This is a genomic window from Mycobacterium sp. AZCC_0083, assembly GCF_014202335.1.
In the GTDB taxonomy this organism is placed as follows: domain Bacteria; phylum Actinomycetota; class Actinomycetes; order Mycobacteriales; family Mycobacteriaceae; genus Mycobacterium.
Genome location: NZ_JACHGP010000026.1, coordinates 1 through 14,668 on the forward strand (window position 1 = coordinate 1; position 14,668 = coordinate 14,668).

14 protein-coding genes and 1 other RNA gene are annotated in these 14,668 nt (G+C 67.2%); 7 read left to right on the top strand and 8 right to left on the bottom strand.

The features are described 5' to 3' along the window. Window positions 1–472: 472 nt before the first annotated feature. Complete coding sequence (locus tag HNP02_RS43435; protein ID WP_255507474.1) at window positions 473–598, top strand: hypothetical protein; 126 nt, start codon at window positions 473–475, stop codon at window positions 596–598. Here the strand turns inward: HNP02_RS43435 and HNP02_RS39010 are convergent. The 3 genes from HNP02_RS39010 to HNP02_RS39020 form a co-directional block, all read right to left on the bottom strand. Beyond that, window positions 585–977: a DUF6632 domain-containing protein gene (locus HNP02_RS39010; RefSeq protein WP_184446024.1), complete on the bottom strand. Its 393-nt coding sequence runs from the start codon at window positions 975–977 to the stop codon at window positions 585–587. The genes HNP02_RS43435 and HNP02_RS39010 overlap by 14 nt on opposite strands. Before the next feature lie 88 nt (window positions 978–1,065). Further along, window positions 1,066–1,485: a VOC family protein gene (locus HNP02_RS39015; RefSeq protein ID WP_184446025.1), complete on the bottom strand. Its 420-nt coding sequence runs from the start codon at window positions 1,483–1,485 to the stop codon at window positions 1,066–1,068. 10 nt (window positions 1,486–1,495) lie between these two features. After that, window positions 1,496–1,948 carry a helix-turn-helix domain-containing protein gene (locus HNP02_RS39020; protein WP_184446026.1) on the bottom strand — a complete coding sequence of 151 codons (453 nt, stop codon included), beginning with the start codon at window positions 1,946–1,948 and terminating at the stop codon, window positions 1,496–1,498. 29 nt (window positions 1,949–1,977) lie between these two features. Between HNP02_RS39020 and rnpB the strand changes: the two genes are divergently transcribed. Further along, window positions 1,978–2,377: RNase P RNA component class A (gene rnpB, locus HNP02_RS39025), an RNA gene on the top strand. Window positions 2,378–2,384: 7 nt separating this feature from the next. On the opposite strand, the gene HNP02_RS39030 is transcribed toward rnpB, so the two are convergent. The 4 genes from HNP02_RS39030 to HNP02_RS39045 form a co-directional block, all read right to left on the bottom strand. Continuing rightward, window positions 2,385–3,899, bottom strand: a complete 1,515-nt coding sequence (locus tag HNP02_RS39030) for a CYTH and CHAD domain-containing protein (protein ID WP_184446027.1) — start codon at window positions 3,897–3,899, stop codon at window positions 2,385–2,387. A 146-nt stretch (window positions 3,900–4,045) separates the two neighbouring features. Then, window positions 4,046–6,076: a 5-oxoprolinase/urea amidolyase family protein gene (locus HNP02_RS39035; RefSeq protein WP_184446028.1), complete on the bottom strand. Its 2,031-nt coding sequence runs from the start codon at window positions 6,074–6,076 to the stop codon at window positions 4,046–4,048. Further along, on the bottom strand, window positions 6,073–6,669 hold the full coding sequence (locus tag HNP02_RS39040; protein ID WP_184446029.1) for an urea amidolyase associated protein UAAP2: 597 nt from the start codon (window positions 6,667–6,669) through the stop codon (window positions 6,073–6,075). The genes HNP02_RS39035 and HNP02_RS39040 overlap by 4 nt, the downstream gene beginning before the upstream one ends. Beyond that, window positions 6,666–7,430, bottom strand: coding sequence for a DUF1989 domain-containing protein (locus HNP02_RS39045; protein WP_184446108.1), 765 nt, complete (start codon window positions 7,428–7,430; stop codon window positions 6,666–6,668). Before HNP02_RS39045 ends, HNP02_RS39040 begins: the two co-directional genes overlap by 4 nt. A 146-nt stretch (window positions 7,431–7,576) precedes the next feature. Between HNP02_RS39045 and HNP02_RS39050 the strand changes: the two genes are divergently transcribed. Next, complete coding sequence (locus tag HNP02_RS39050; protein ID WP_184446030.1) at window positions 7,577–8,260, top strand: TetR/AcrR family transcriptional regulator; 684 nt, start codon at window positions 7,577–7,579, stop codon at window positions 8,258–8,260. A 23-nt stretch (window positions 8,261–8,283) separates the two neighbouring features. After that, window positions 8,284–9,063 carry an enoyl-CoA hydratase/isomerase family protein gene (locus HNP02_RS39055; RefSeq protein WP_184446031.1) on the top strand — a complete coding sequence of 260 codons (780 nt, stop codon included), beginning with the start codon at window positions 8,284–8,286 and terminating at the stop codon, window positions 9,061–9,063. Here HNP02_RS39055 and panB read toward each other — a convergent pair whose 3' ends face one another. Beyond that, window positions 9,064–9,915 (bottom strand): 3-methyl-2-oxobutanoate hydroxymethyltransferase, encoded by an 852-nt coding sequence (gene panB / locus HNP02_RS39060; RefSeq protein ID WP_184446032.1) that lies wholly within the window; start codon window positions 9,913–9,915, stop codon window positions 9,064–9,066. It abuts the gene before it with no gap. Between the two features lie 157 nt (window positions 9,916–10,072). On the opposite strand from panB, the gene HNP02_RS39065 reads away from it, so the two are divergent. The 3 genes from HNP02_RS39065 to HNP02_RS39075 all read left to right on the top strand — a co-directional run bounded on the left by HNP02_RS39065 (window position 10,073) and on the right by HNP02_RS39075 (window position 14,652). After that, entirely contained in the window at window positions 10,073–11,464 is a 1,392-nt protein-coding gene (locus HNP02_RS39065; protein WP_184446033.1) for a wax ester/triacylglycerol synthase family O-acyltransferase, read from the top strand. A gap of 45 nt (window positions 11,465–11,509) precedes the next feature. Beyond that, the gene (locus HNP02_RS39070) at window positions 11,510–13,021 is read left to right on the top strand and encodes an alpha/beta hydrolase (RefSeq protein WP_184446034.1); all 1,512 of its coding nucleotides are present in this window, start codon (window positions 11,510–11,512) and stop codon (window positions 13,019–13,021) included. A 98-nt stretch (window positions 13,022–13,119) separates the two neighbouring features. Further along, entirely contained in the window at window positions 13,120–14,652 is a 1,533-nt protein-coding gene (locus HNP02_RS39075) for an alpha/beta hydrolase (RefSeq protein WP_184446035.1), read from the top strand. The last annotated feature ends 16 nt before the right edge of the window (window positions 14,653–14,668 follow it).

Below are 14,668 nucleotides of genomic sequence, written 5' to 3' on the forward strand. Positions count from 1 at the left end.
CACCACACCCAGGCCACCGCCCTACATTCCCGACGAATACCTGTCCTACCTCGACACCTTCCCCGAGGACCGAGAGTCGATCCCACCACCGTTCTGATCCAGGTCAAAGTCGTTGGCCGGCAAGGTTCATGTGCCGGCAGTCCGGCATCCCGCAGGAGAGTGCCGCTGCACTAGCCGATCTGGGACATCGCGCCGCGAGGGTATCGTCCTGGGTGGCGGAGGTCCTGTCGGCGCCTCTTGGACGGCTGGGTTGGTGCAGGGACGTGGTTGACGATGCGTCCCGAGGCTCTGGCCTCCCTTCCGGAACGTCTTCTCGCGCGAGCCAACTGACACGCTGAAAACATCGAATCTGGCTACGGCGATAGAGAATTGATGCTACGAGTCATTGCGCGTTCGACTCACGACGACGAGTCCGACCGAGAGATTGGCCAAGCCGCGATCGAGGCGATCCAACGCCGACTGGCTCATCGAGATGGTAAGGCCGGGAACCGCGCTCGTCGTCGTGCCGCTGCCAAGCGAAGCACTCGACCACGAGGTGGCTCAACTTGCCGAACGTGGCTTTACCGTGCGCAGCATGGACGTGCTCACCTGGTGGTGAGGCCGGAAGTCCGTACGAGGACCGACAACACGATGGCCGCGAGAAGTAGGGCAGGGACGTCTCCCGCGAGATGTCCCATGTGGTGGCCGCCGCCGAACGACTGAAACGTCATGATCACGGCGTGGACGAGGCTCGAGACCACGGTGAACCAGATCAGGCTGATGTTGGCCTCGGGGCGCCGCGCTGCGTTCCAAAGGAACACGCCCAGAGTCAAGTACAGGCCCACGATCATCATGAAGTAATCGGACTCGTGGGGAGCACCGGCATGCCACGCCCACCCCGACGGCCACACCACGGCCAGTGGATAGAGACAAATCATCACCGCGCCAAAGGCGACGAGCGCGATCTGAAGAAATCGGTAGCTCTTTGAGGGTGCCATTGCGCGCTCCAAGGTCGGCGGCTTAGTTGGAAAAGCCTCCCATCGTGCAGCCTCGGTGGTCGTCGGATTCGTTGAATCGTCGAGCCGGCTACGGGTTCAGCTGCGTCAACCGCACGCTGTTGCCCGACGGGTCTCGGAACCCGGAGTCGATGCCGTAGGGCATCTGGTTGGGCGGCTCGTTGTAGTCGACGCCGCGGGCGGTGAGCTCCTCGTACTTGGCCTGAACGTCGTCAGTGGTGAGGAACACCGTGCCCGCGAACCCCTTTGCGGTCAGGTCGAGTACCTGCTTGTGGGTGTCGTCGTCCATCAACGGCTCACCGGGCACCGCCATCAGCACGATGCTGACGTCGTCCTGTCCTGGCGGCCCGACGGTGAGCCACCGGAAGGCGCCCATCTCCTCAGGGAACGACACATCCTCACGCACCTCCATGCCGACCTTCTCGGTCCAGAACTTGAGTGCGACTTCCTGATCGTGAACCCACAGATGGGCACATGCAATTTTCATCACGGGCCTGACGCTACGGTCGGTCGTCGCGGCCCGTCTTCTCCCCGTGTGCTCTTTTGACCCGGGATCGAGGGAGCGGCCGGGTGTCGCGCGCCAGGACGCAACTCGGCACCCGGACCCGGCTGGCCGCCGACGGCAGGCTGGCACGGTAGGCCGCAGGCGGTTTCCCGTACACCCGCGCGAAGGTGGTCGTGAAGGATCCGACGCTCTGCAGGCCGACCATCACGCAGATGTCGGCGACCGAACGATCGGTGTAGCGCAGCAACGAAGCCGCCCGTTCCAGCCGCCGGGTCTGAAGGTAGGCGCGCGGGGATTCCCCGAACGTACGGGTGAACATGCGGGAGAAGTGGGCTCGGGACAGCCCGGCCGCGGCGGCGAGGTCGTCCACCGTGATCGGCTCTGCGTAGCGGGCGTCGACCAGGTCCTTCGCGCGGAGCAGATAGCGGGCCGGTGGCACCTGCGGCATGTCGATAAGAGTACGGTGATCTGCGCGGACGAGTTGGCCGGGCGGCCGCGGGTCTCAGTCTCGACTGGGATTCGAGGAAAGTCCGGACTTCACAGAGCAGGGTGATTGCCAACGGCAATCCGAGGTGACTCGCGGGAAAGTGCCACAGAGAACAGACCGCCACTCTCGCCAGTGGTAAGGGTGAAACGGTGCGGTAAGAGCGCACCAGCATTCCGGGTGACCGGAGTGGCTAGGCAAACCCCACCCGAAGCAAGGCCAAGAAGGCCGCAGCCTGGCTGCGGTCGCGCAGGCGTTCGAGGGCTGCTCGCCCGAGCCTGCGGGTAGGCCGCTTGAGGCACCCGGCGACGGTGTGTCCAGATGGATGGTCGCCGCCTCGCTGCCAGTCGTGGTGGTGAGGAACAGAATCCGGCTTACAGGCCAACTCGTCCGCCCGCACCTAATCCGAGTCGCGCACCGACCGGTTCAGCTGCTTGAGCGCATCGCCGAGCTGTTCCCTTGAGCGCGTGGCGAGATCGTCCTCCAGCTGGTACAGCACGCCGTAGGTGAAGGTGTCCTCGCCTGCCGCGTGAGCCGCCTCCGCCTGTTGGGACAGATGGGTCCGGCTGACGACGGCGTCCTGGTGATCGCCGAGCACTGTCTGAACGACCTTGGCACGCTCGGCGACCTTGCCTGCGCCCGTCGCCGCCGCGGTGTAGCGAAGCCGCTTGGCGCCCTTGCGGATTCGGTGCAACGCCTCGTCGCGATCCTCGTCCTGCGCCGCGTCCGCCCGCTTGGCCGCCTTGCGGATCCGCTTGTAGGCCGATCCGATGGTGACCGGTGCTGCCTCCTCGCCGGGTGCCGCAGGTTCGAGGTCGGCGGCGACCAGCGCCTCCAGCGCGTCGAGCAGCCGCAAGTACCGTTCCGAGCGCATCGCGGTCAACGACCGTCGCCATCCGGTCTGGTAGCGGTTCCTGGCGCCGTCCACCAGGCGCTCACGGACCGGGCCCCTTATCAGCTCGGCGGGCAGCCCATCGAGGGCCGTTTGATACTTCTCGGCGAGCACCTCGGCGTCACGAGCCACGCCGAGCACCCCGGCGAGCAGGCGCAGCTCGTCGAGCACCCACGCGTCGTCGGAGATTCCGAACGAACCCTCGGACTCCTGCAGCAGGCTGCGGATCTTGCGGGTGACGACCCGCATCTGGTGCACCGAGTCCCAGGCGTCGGCCCGCACGGCGCGGTCCCACACCAGCAGTTCGTCGACCTGATCGGCGATCGCCCGGCGCACGGGATCGATGGAACGCGCCGGCTCGTCGTCGTCGGAGTCATCGCCGTCATCGCCGCGGGCAGCATCGAGCACCTTGGCCAGCTTGGAGCCGTGGCCCGCCGGCTCGGCGCCCGCGTCGAAAAGGCGGTTGCTCAACCGGTCCATCAGGTCGGGTGCGACGTCGGCGTCCTCGGCGAGTTCCAGCTCCCACTCCCGCCAGGTCTGTTGTTCGCCGTCGGGCTCGGTGGCGGCGGTGACCACGTCGTCACAGAACTCGGCGATCGGGGCGCCGGCGGCGTCGTACAGCACGTCGACCGTCCGGGTCGTGGAGATCCTCGCGACGGGCCGCAGCGAGCGAAGCCGGACGATCGCGAGCACGACGTCGCGCAGCTCGTAGGGCACGGTGTCAGCGTCTGCGGCGTCGTTCAGCGGTGCGTGCACTTCGGTTCGCGCGTCGGGCCCGGCGGGCAGCTTGAGATGCCATCCGGCGTCGGTGCCGCCTGTGCGGCGCCGCAGTGTGATGCGGTGCCCGGCCAGGTCGCGATCCGGGGTGTCGAAGTAGATGGCGTCGAGCTCTTGTACCGGCGATCGCTCGACTTTGGCGACCGATGCCAGGCCCGCGAACGACGGTGACACGGTGGCGTCGGTCACCGCGAACTTGCGCTCGATCTCGGTGTGACGGGACGCCTCGCGCTTATCGGCTGCCATTCTCACCTTCGGGTCTGATGTCGGCACGTGGGTAAATCTCGTGAGTCGAATCTCGTGAACAGGCTGCCACATTCGGGTGAACGAGAATCAAAGCCACCTGGTGGCGGCGCTGACTGTTTACCAGACCAAGATGAATTCGGCGGCGATCAACTCGCTCGCTGTACCTCGCCCGCGCGATCCCACGCGGAGCGTTCCGCGTTGAACGCGACACTCTGCTGTTGCCGGAATTCCGCAATGCCCTCGGCGTCGGCGGCCAGGAAGTCTGTGTAGGCCGCCAGCGAGAACTCTCCGGTGGCGATGTCGACGTCACCGCGGCCCGCCGCCATGTCGGCACGCAGGTCGAGAAGTTCCTCGGCGCTCACCGGGTAGAAGCTGATCCGGTCGAAGTAGCGGAGCAGCCACGGCGTGCCGGGTTCGAAGGAGCGGGCGTCGTGGGGATGGCAGTGGTTCCACACCTGGGTGGTGCGGCCGACGAACTGATAGCCGCCAGGCCCCTCCATGCCGTAGATGCACAGGTATGCCCCGCCGATGCCGACCGCGTTCTCCGGGGTCCACGTCCTTGCCGGGTTGTACTTGGTGGTGACCAGGCGGTGCCGCGGATCCAGGGGAGTGGCCACCGGCGCACCCAGGTAGACGTCGCCGAGGCCGAGCACCAGGTACTGCGCGTCGTAGACGATGTCGTGCACGGCCTCGACGTCGGCGAGGCCGTTGATCCGCCGGATGAACTCGATGTTCCACGGGCACCACGGCGCGTCGGCGCGGACGCCGTGCATGTACCGCTGGATGGCCTCGTGCGTCGCGGGGTCGTCCCACGAAAGCGGCAGCCGCACCGTGCGGCTGGGCACGACGAGCCGATCCGACGGCGGCATTTCGCCGTCGAGCCGGGCGAGCAGATCGACCACCTCGGCCATCGGCAGCGCGGCAGGGTCGAACTGCACCTGCAGCGAGCGGACCCCTGGGGTGATCTCGGTGATCCCCGGGACGCCGAGGGACACCAGATGCTCGTGCAGTACGTGCACACGCGCGCGCATGGCCAGGTCGAGCGTCATCGGGCCGTATTCGACCAGCACGCCGCCGTCACCGGCGCGCCGCAGCGTCACAGCGGTGCCGTCGACGGCCTCGAATCGGGTCAGCACGCCGTCGTCGTGATCGCTCGACGTCGAGATCACCAGAGGGAACGACGCGCGCCGGTCGATGTCGATGGTCCGCAGCGACGGTGCCCGGTCGGCCCTGACCGGGACGAACCGCACCGCATCGCCTGGGGCCATCTGGCCCAGCTTCCACCGGTCACCACCGACGACGGTGACGGGGCAAACGAAGCCGCCCAGACTCGGCCCGTCCGGCCCGAGCAGGATCGGGGTGTCGCCGGTGAAGTCCAGCGCACCAACGCAATACGCGTTGTCGTGGATGTTCGACGGGTGTAGGCCCGCCTCGCCGCCGTCGGTGCGGGCCCACTGTGGCTTCGGCCCGTCGAGGCGCACTCCGGTGCGGTCGGAGTTGAAGTGCACTATGTAGTCGGTGTCGATGACGGTGTCGATGTCGGCGCGGGTGAAGAACTCCGGAGCGCCGTGCGGCCCCTCCGTCACGGCGATCTCCCAGCGATGTCCGATGCTCGGCTGCTCGTCGATCGCCGCGCGGGCCGCCCGGTCGGGCCTGCTCTCGTGCGGCCCTGGATCATCGCCGACGGTCAGCACGTCGCCGACCCGAACCGCACGCCCGTCGTGCCCGCCGAACGTACCCATCGTGAACGTGGCTGCGCTGCCGAGGTATTCGGTTTCGACGAGGGCACCCGCCACCAGCACGTAACAGCGCATGCCAGGGCCGGTCAGCATGCCGACGTCGAGCACGCCCCCGGCCGGGATGGCCACCGACTGCCACTGTGGCACCGCGACGCCGTCGACGGTGACCGCGACCGGTGCGCCCGTGACGGCCACCCGGCCGCCGTCGGGGAACCGCAATGCAGGCCCGCCCCTAGTGCATTCGAGGCCCGCCGCGCCCTCGGGGTTGCCGAGCAGCCGGTTTCCGATCCGGAAGGACAGATCGTCCATGGGCCCGGACGGCGGAACGCCGATGTGCCAGTAGCCGATTCGGCCCGGCCAGTCCTGCACGGTGGTGAGCATGCCCGGCCGCAGCACGTCGATCGGAGCCGCACCGGCGGCGACATTGGGCTGCGTCATGGGCCGGTGATCACCATTCGGACCGGCGTCGGGTCGAATCCGTTGCAGGGGTTGTTGATCTGCGGGCAATTCGACACCAGCACCAGGGTGTCGATGTCGGCCCGCAGGGTCAGCGACTTGCCCGGCGCGGACAGGCCGTCCACGATGCCCAGTGTGCCGTCGGCCTCCACCGGCACGTTCATGAAGAAGTTGACGTTGGAGACGATGTCGCGCTTGCCCATTCCCCACTTGGTCGCCTCGGCGAGGAAGTTCTCGGCGCATCCGTGCTGGTGCACGGTGTGGTGTCCGTAGCGCAGCGTGTTGGACTCCTTCGAGCACGCTCCCGCGATGGTGTCGTGGTTGCCCACCTCGTCGGCGACGATCGTCATCAGTGCGGTGCCGTCGGTGGCGCGGAGCACCGAACCCGTGGTCAGGAAGACGTTGCCCTGCGCGGCGACGGTGGTCTGAGCGCTGTACCGCACGGCGTGGTCGTGCGCCGAGTAGAACAGCGTGTCGACGGCCTGGTTTCCGTGCAGGTCGATGATCTGCAGCTGCTGGCCGGCCTTCACCACGGCCGACCACGGTGCGCAGGCGGCGACGATGTCGTCGGTCATGTCATCGCCTCGCTCTCTTGTGATACGGCACTGCGTGCTGCGGCCCAAGTGCTTTCGGTGTTGAACAAGGCGCGCAGGTACTCGGGTTCACCGGTAACGGGGACGGTCAGCTCGTCGTCGGCTCGCCAGGCCACCACGTCGAGGTCGGTGACCGCGGGCGAGGGGTCGAGCGGATGGGGCGCGTTGACGAGGACCACCACCACGGGCAGGTGGATCAGCAGGTCGACGGTCGTTCCCGGGCCTGCCGACCCGGTGAACGTCAGCGCGCCGTCGTCGCTCACCCGCGCGCCCTTGAAGAACGACGCCGACGGGGCGATGTCGCGCACGTCCATGCCGTGCTTGTGCACGCCGAGCAGCATCTGGGCGCGGCCTGCGGCCGTCATGCCGCACAGCGTGTCGTGGTGGCCGGAGGTGTCGGTCACGATGGTCGCCAGCACCCTGCCCTGGTCGGAGAGCAGGGGATGGCCTGCGCCGAGATAGGCCTGCCACGGGACCTTCATGGTGTCGGCGACGTTGAGCCGCTCCCACGATGCGTCGGCGCGGAACATCAGGAGGTGCGCGCACGCGCCGCCTTCGGGGTCGGCCAGTTGCAGGCGCGAGCCCCGGCCAAGCACCTTGGTGGCATACGACCCTGGCGGGATGGCTTCGGCCCACGTGACCTCATCGACGCCGGTCGGGGTTGCGGGCACCCGCATTCGAGCGGCCGCGGCCTGTCCGCGGGCGTGCGAGCGGGCGCCGTGGGTCGAGTTGGTGCTCGACATCATTGGCCTCCTTAACTGTCACTTGAAAGTTTTCGGGCCGAGCGTTCCCTGTGGGTGTCGGGCCTGTTACGGACGCGTTGAAAATTATTTCTATCAAGTGACAGAAAATGTGGGACCGCCGGACGACCGGTGACAGAATGTGGGCCATGAGCAGCGAAGGCCGTAGCAGTGAAGGACGTGGTCGTCCGAGGTTGGAGCAGTCGCGGCGACCCGGCAAGAACGCCCGCGAAGAAATCCTCGACGCCGCCGCCGAGCTGTTCACCACCCACGGCTACGCCAACACGTCCACCAGGAAGATCGCCGATGCCGTCGGCGTCCGGCAAGCCTCGCTGTACCACCACTTCGCCACGAAGGACGACATCCTCGAGGCACTGCTGGCCGGAACGGTCGACGAGCCGCTCCAGCTGGCAGCCCAGCTCATCACCGAACGCGGGTCCGCCGCAGGACGCCTGCACACGTTGGTGGTGGCCGACGTGACGCAGCTGTGCAAGAGCACCTGGAATCTCGGCGCGCTCTACCTGCTTCCCGAACTCCGCGTGGACCGGTTCGACCGGTTCCGCATCAGCCGCGCCGAGCTGCGCGACCGTTACCGCGAGCTGGCGGCGGCCGCCATCGCCGAATCGCACGGGCCCGCCGACGCCGACGAACTCCCGTTCCGTCTCGCCGAGTCGGTGATCAACCGCCGCTCCGACGACGGAGACGCGCCTGCCGAGCTGCCATGGATCATCGCCGACGGCGCCCTGCGGACCCTCGGGTTCGACGGCGACTTCGCCGCACTGCGGGAGGCGACCGCCAAGCGGCTGGCCTTACACGTCGATGCGATGACGTAACAGCTTGCGATACCGTCTGCGCCATGCCCGATTTCGACGCGCTGACGTTTGCCCAGTCCGGTCCGATCACCACGATCGTGCTCAACCGGCCCGACGCCGGCAACGGCATGAACGACACGTTGACCCGTGAACTCGCGATCGCGGCGAAGCTGTGTGACACCGAGGCCACCAAGGTCGTCACCCTGACCGGCGCTGGCCGCTTCTTCAGTGCGGGCGGCGATCTCAAGTCGATGGCCGCCGCGCCAAGCCCCGCGGCCTTCGTCAAGGGCATCGCCGTCGACCTGCACCGCGCGTTGTCGACGTTCGCCAGGATGGACGCGGTGCTGATCACCGCGGTCAACGGCGTCGCGGCGGGTGCCGGTTTCAGCGTCGCCGTCACCGGTGACCTGGTGCTTGCCGCCGAATCGGCCAAGTTCACGATGGCCTACACGAAGGCAGGGCTGAGCCCCGACGGAAGCTCGTCGTACTACCTGCCCCGGCTCATCGGCATCCGGCGCACGCAGCAACTCATGCTGACCAACCGGACGTTGTCCGCCGCCGAGGCGCTGGACTGGGGCCTTCTGACCGAGGTGGTGCCCGACGCCGACCTCGCCACCAGAACCGACGCACTCGCCGAGGAAATGGCGCGCACCTCGCGCACGTCGAACGCCGCGGTCAAGCGACTGCTGCTCGGCACCTACCGCACCGGCATCGAGGAGCAGATGGAGCTCGAGGGTCGCTACATCGCTGACTGCGCACGCTCCGCCGACGGGCAGGAGGGCATCGCCGCCTTCGTCGGAAAGCGCGCGCCCGAGTTCATCTAACTAGAAGGAGTGCTCCTCGGCCGGGAACGTCCCGGTCGCCACGTCCTGGGCGTATTGCACTGCGGCACGGCGCAATTCGCCGCCGACGTCGCCGAACCGCTTGACGAACTTCGCGGTCCTGCCCGCCGTCATACCCGCCATGTCCTGCCACACCAGCACCTGGGCGTCACAGTTGGGGCCTGCGCCGATGCCGACGGTGGGGATGGTCAGCTTGCCGGTGATCTGGGTGGCCAGCTCGGCGGGCACCATCTCGAGCACCACTGCGATCGCGCCTGCCTCGGCAACGGCGATCGCATCGTGAATGGTCTGCTCGGCGGCATCGCCGCGGCCCTGTACGCGGAAACCGCCGAGTCCGTTGACGCTCTGCGGCGTGAAGCCGATGTGCGCGACGACCGGGATGCCTGCCTGCGTCAGAACCGCGATCTGCTCGGCGACCCGCTCGCCGCCCTCGAACTTGACCGCTGCCGCGCCCGTTTCCTTGAGGAAACGCGTCGCGGTGGCCAACGCCTGCTGCGGGCCTGCCTCATAGCTGCCGAACGGCAGGTCGGCGACCACCAGGGCGTGCGGTGCACCGCGGACTACGCCGCGCACCAGGGGGATCAGCTCGTCGGCGGTCACTGGCACCGTGGTGTCGTATCCGTAGACGACGTTGGCCGCGGAGTCGCCGACGAGGAGCACCGGAATCTCGGCGTCGTCGAAGACCCTGGCGGTGGAGTAGTCGTAGGCCGTCAGCATGGACCACTTGTGGCCCTCGGCCTTCCATTTCTGCAGGTGGTGAGTCCGGACCTTGACTCGCGGGGCCCGCGTCTCACTCGAACTGGTTGCAGCACCGTAAACCGTTTGCTCAGACATCGTTGTCCCTAATCTGGTCTGGTCGATCCTCGAGGCCCTGACCGGGTCCCCGGGTTCGTCTGACACCTGAAAGTCTGCCACTTGCGGCGGCGAAGATGAACCGCATGCGCAGTGGATTTGCTCACACGTCGATGTGCGGCGGGCCTACGATCGGCGCATGCAAAGGCTCAGCGGACTCGACGCCAGCTTCCTCTACCTCGAGACCGCGACCCAGCCACTGCACGTGTGCTCGGTACTGGAACTCGACACCTCGACCATTCCCGGCGGGTACAGCTTCGACCGGTTGCGCGACGCCCTTGGCCTGCGGATCAAGGCGATGCCGGAGTTCCGCGAGAAGCTCGCCGACAACCGGCTCAATCTCGATCATCCGGTGTGGGTGGAGGACGAGGACTTCGACGTCGACCGGCACGTGCACCGCATCGGACTGCCCGCCCCTGGCGGACGGGTCGAGCTTGGCGAGATCTGCGGTCACATCGCCTCCCTGAACCTGGACCGCAGCAGACCGTTGTGGGAGATGTGGGTGATCGAGAACGTCGCGGGCACCGATGCACACGACGGCGGTCGGCTCGCGGTCATGACGAAGGTGCATCACGCCGGCGTCGACGGCGTCACCGGTGCCAACCTGATGTCGCAGCTGTGCACCACCGAAGCCGACGCGCCACCGCCGGACCCGGTCGAAGGGGTGGGCGGAGGCTCGGACCTGGAGATCGCGGTCAGCGGCGCAATCAAATACGCCACCCGCCCGCTCAAGCTGATGAACATGCTGCCCTCGACGGTGTCGACGGTGGTGGACACCGTCAAGCGCGCGCGCAGCGGGCTGACCATGGCGGCCCCGTTCGCCGCACCGAAGACCCGCTTCAACGCCAAGGTCACCGGGCACCGCAACGTCGCGTTCGCCCAGCTCGACCTCGAGGACATCAAGACCGTCAAGAACCACTTCGGCGTCAAGGTCAACGACGTGGTGATGGCGATGGTGGCAGGCGTGCTGCGGACGTTCCTGCTCGACAAGGACGAGCTCCCCGAAAACACGTTGGTCGCGATGGTGCCGGTGTCGGTCCACGACAAGTCGGATCGGCCAGGCCGCAACCAGGTTTCGGGCATGTTCTCCAGCCTGGGAACGAACATCGAGGACCCGGCCGAGCGGGTGAAGACCATCGCCGAGGCGAATTCCGTTGCCAAGCAACACAGTGCCGCGATCGGCGCGACGTTGCTGCAGGACTGGTCGCAGTTCGCCGCACCCGCGGTGTTCGGCATCGCGATGCGGGTCTACGCCTCCAGCAGACTCACCAGCGCCGCGCCCGTGCACAACCTCGTCGTGTCCAACGTCCCCGGCCCACAGGTGCCGCTGTACTTCCTGGGCGCCAAGGTCAACGCGATGTACCCGCTTGGCCCGATCTTCCACGGCTCGGGCCTCAACATCACCGTGATGTCGCTGAACGGAACGCTCGACGTCGGCCTCATCTCTTGTCCCGAACTGCTGCCCGATTTATGGGACATGGCCGACGATTTCCAGGTCGCTCTTCAGGAGTTGCTCGACGCGACGCGGTAGCGCCCTCAACAGCGGTGATGTGGGCGCATGGCAGCATGTGCAGCCATGAGGCTTCGGAACGGGCTACTCGTGGCCGCCACGCTGATGTTGCTGGTGGCTGGTTGTAGCAAGGTGATCGACGGACACGCGGTCATCGGTGCCCCCAAGCCGGGCACACCCGTGACGTGGAAGGACTGCGAGTCCGCCTCGTCCGACGCCACCGACATCCCCGCGGGTGCCGAGTGCGGAATGCTCTCGGTACCGGTTGACTACTCCAAGCCCGACGGCGACATCGCGCAGCTGTCGATGATCAGGTTCAAGGCGACCGGCAACAAGATCGGCTCGCTGATCCTCAACCCGGGCGGCCCAGGCGAGTCCGGTATCGAGGCGGCCGCCTCGATCGTGGGAACCATGCCGGAATCGGTGCGGCAGCGCTTCGACGTGGTCGGCTTCGACCCGCGTGGGGTCGGCTCGTCGACGCCCGCGGTGTGGTGCAACTCCGATGCCGACAACGACCGGCTGCGGGCCGATCCCCAGGTCGACTATTCGCCTGCGGGCGTCGCCCACATCGAGTCCGAGACCAAGGACTTCGTACAGCGGTGCGTGGACAAGATGGGCAAGGACTTCCTCGCCAACGTCGGAACCGCAAGCGTGGCCAAGGATCTCGATGCGATGCGGATCGCACTCGGCGACCAGAAGTTGACCTACCTCGGGTACTCCTACGGCACCAGGATCGGGTCGGCGTACGCCGAAGCCTACCCGCAGAACGTGCGCGCCATGATCCTCGACGGCGCCGTCGACCCCAACGCCGATCCGATCGAATCCGACATCCGTCAGGCCGCGGCCTTCCAGACCGCATTCAACGACTACGCGGCCGACTGCGCGAAGGCTGCGAGCTGCCCGCTCGGCACCGACCCGGCCAAGGCCGTCGACGTCTACAAGAGCCTCGTCGACCCGTTGGTCCAGAACCCCGCGAAGACCAAGGACCCGCGTGGCCTCAGCTACAGCGACTCCGTCGTCGGCACCATATTGCCGCTGTACTCGCCCAGCCTGTGGCGCCACCTCACGCAGGCCCTTACCGAACTCAAGAGGGGCGACGGCGACACCATGCTCGCGCTGGCCGATCTCTACATGGGCCGCGACGAGAAGGGACACTACAACAACTCCACCGACGTGCGAGTCGCGGTGAACTGCGTCGACGAACCGCCGGTGACCGACCGCGCCAAGACGGTCGACGAGGACCGTCGGTCCCGTGAGGTTGCACCGTTCATGAGCTACGGGCAGTTCACCGGGAACGCCCCGCTGAGCACGTGCGCGTTCTGGCCCGTGCCGCCCACGTCGACGCCGCACCAATTGAAGATCGACGGACTGCCGCCCACCCTTGTGGTGTCGACCACCAACGACCCGGCAACGCCGTACCAGGCAGGCGTCGACCTCGCCAAGCAACTCGGGGGCGCGCTGCTGACCTTCGACGGCACGCAACACACCGTGGTCTTTCAGGGCAATGCCTGTGTCGACGACATCGCGGCCAAGTATCTGGTCGACGTCGCAGTGCCGCCGCCTGGCGCAAAATGCTGACCGTAGAACGGTCTTAGGTCACCATCGCATCACTGAATGGTTGCTGGCGTATCTCTGCCCGGGATCGGCTACAGACCCGAAGCGCGTTGCGTGCGAACATGTTCGCCATGCGGGTGGGCGGACTCTTAGCGGCGCCACTCGCGATCCTCGCGGTCTCCGTCATGGTGTGCCCGATGGCGTTGGCGTCACCGGAGGTGGAGCCCTCCCAACAGCAGTACGGGCAAACCCCGCTCTGGGGTAGCTGCACCAGCTTCGTCTCCGACGCCGCCACCGCAATCCCGACCGCCCAGTGCGGCACCGTCTCGGTCCCCGTCGACTACAGCAGACCCGACGGGCCGCAGGCCCAGTTGGCCGTCATCCGGGTGCCCGCGAGCGGCGATCGCATCGGAGTCCTGATGGTCAACCCCGGCGGGCCGGGGGCGTCGGCCGTCGACACCGTTGCGGGCATGGGTGCGGCACTGGCCAACACCGACATCGGCCGGCGCTTCGACTTGGTTGGCTTCGACCCGCGCGGCGTCGGACACTCCACTCCGCAGGTGCGCTGCCGCAGCGACGCCGAATTCGACGCGTACCGGCGCGAGCCGATGACCGACTACAGCCAAGAGGGTGTCGCGCGCATCGAGCAGCTGTACCAGAACCTCGCCCAGCTGTGCGTCGACAAGACCGGGATGGACTTCCTTGCCAACGTCGGGACGTCGTCCACGGCGCGGGACATGGACGTCGTGCGTGCGGCGCTGGGGGAGCAGCAGATCAATTACCTTGGCTACTCCTATGGCACCGAGCTCGGCGCCACCTACGCCGAGAAGTACCCCGACCGGGTCAGGGCGATGGTGCTCGACGGTGCGGTGAACCCCGGTTCGGACCCGATCGGCGAGAGCATCCGCCAGTTGGCCGGATTCCAAATGGCCTTCAACGACTACGCCATGGACTGCGCGCGATCCACCGACTGCCCACTGGGTACCGACCCGACCCAGTTCGACGCGCGCTACCACGAGCTGGTCAACCCGTTGGTGCAACAGCTCGGCCGTACCTCCGATCCACGCGGCCTGAGTTACCAGGACGCGATCACGGGCACGGTCAACGCCCTTTACACGCAGCGATATTGGAAGTACCTGACCAGTGGTCTGCTCGGTCTGCAGCGCGGCACCGACGCCGGCGACCTGCTGCTGCTGGCCGATGACTACCAACACCGCAACCCCAGCGGTCACTACGACAACCAGCAGGACGCCTTCCTCGCGATCCGCTGCGTCGACGCGCCGTACCCCGCCGACTCGGCCGCGTGGGCCGACGCCGACCGCCGGGCCCGCGAGGCGGCGCCGTTCATGTCCTACGGCGAATTCACCGGGTTCGCCCCGCGTGACAACTGCGCGATGTGGCCCGTTCCGCCGACGTCGACACCCCACGACGTGCCGTCACCGGGTGCGGGCAAGGTCGTCGTGGTGTCCACGACCCGCGATCCGGCGACGCCGTATCAGGCCGGTGTCGATCTCGCCCGCGAGATGGATGCCGCGCTGATCACCTTCGACGGAACGCAACACACCGTGGTGTTCAACGGCGACGCGTGTGTGGATCCCGCCGTGGTCGCCTTTCTGGTCGATTCGGTGCAGCCCCCGCAAGACCTGCACTGTTAGTGACACGAAGCGGCGC

Excerpts from the sequence above, each read along its gene's own strand:
- HNP02_RS43435 (WP_255507474.1), top strand. The coding sequence starts at position 473 with ATGGTAAGGCCGGGAACCGCGCTCGTCGTCGTGCCGCTGCCAAGCGAA.
- HNP02_RS39010 (WP_184446024.1), bottom strand. The coding sequence starts at position 977 with ATGGCACCCTCAAAGAGCTACCGATTTCTTCAGATCGCGCTCGTCGCC.
- HNP02_RS39020 (WP_184446026.1), bottom strand. The coding sequence starts at position 1,948 with ATGCCGCAGGTGCCACCGGCCCGCTATCTGCTCCGCGCGAAGGACCTG.
- HNP02_RS39030 (WP_184446027.1), bottom strand. The coding sequence starts at position 3,899 with ATGGCAGCCGATAAGCGCGAGGCGTCCCGTCACACCGAGATCGAGCGC.
- HNP02_RS39035 (WP_184446028.1), bottom strand. The coding sequence starts at position 6,076 with ATGACGCAGCCCAATGTCGCCGCCGGTGCGGCTCCGATCGACGTGCTG.
- HNP02_RS39040 (WP_184446029.1), bottom strand. The coding sequence starts at position 6,669 with ATGACCGACGACATCGTCGCCGCCTGCGCACCGTGGTCGGCCGTGGTG.
- HNP02_RS39045 (WP_184446108.1), bottom strand. The coding sequence starts at position 7,430 with ATGTCGAGCACCAACTCGACCCACGGCGCCCGCTCGCACGCCCGCGGA.
- HNP02_RS39050 (WP_184446030.1), top strand. The coding sequence starts at position 7,577 with ATGAGCAGCGAAGGCCGTAGCAGTGAAGGACGTGGTCGTCCGAGGTTG.
- HNP02_RS39055 (WP_184446031.1), top strand. The coding sequence starts at position 8,284 with ATGCCCGATTTCGACGCGCTGACGTTTGCCCAGTCCGGTCCGATCACC.
- panB (WP_184446032.1), bottom strand. The coding sequence starts at position 9,915 with ATGTCTGAGCAAACGGTTTACGGTGCTGCAACCAGTTCGAGTGAGACG.
- HNP02_RS39065 (WP_184446033.1), top strand. The coding sequence starts at position 10,073 with ATGCAAAGGCTCAGCGGACTCGACGCCAGCTTCCTCTACCTCGAGACC.
- HNP02_RS39070 (WP_184446034.1), top strand. The coding sequence starts at position 11,510 with ATGAGGCTTCGGAACGGGCTACTCGTGGCCGCCACGCTGATGTTGCTG.
- HNP02_RS39075 (WP_184446035.1), top strand. The coding sequence starts at position 13,120 with ATGTTCGCCATGCGGGTGGGCGGACTCTTAGCGGCGCCACTCGCGATC.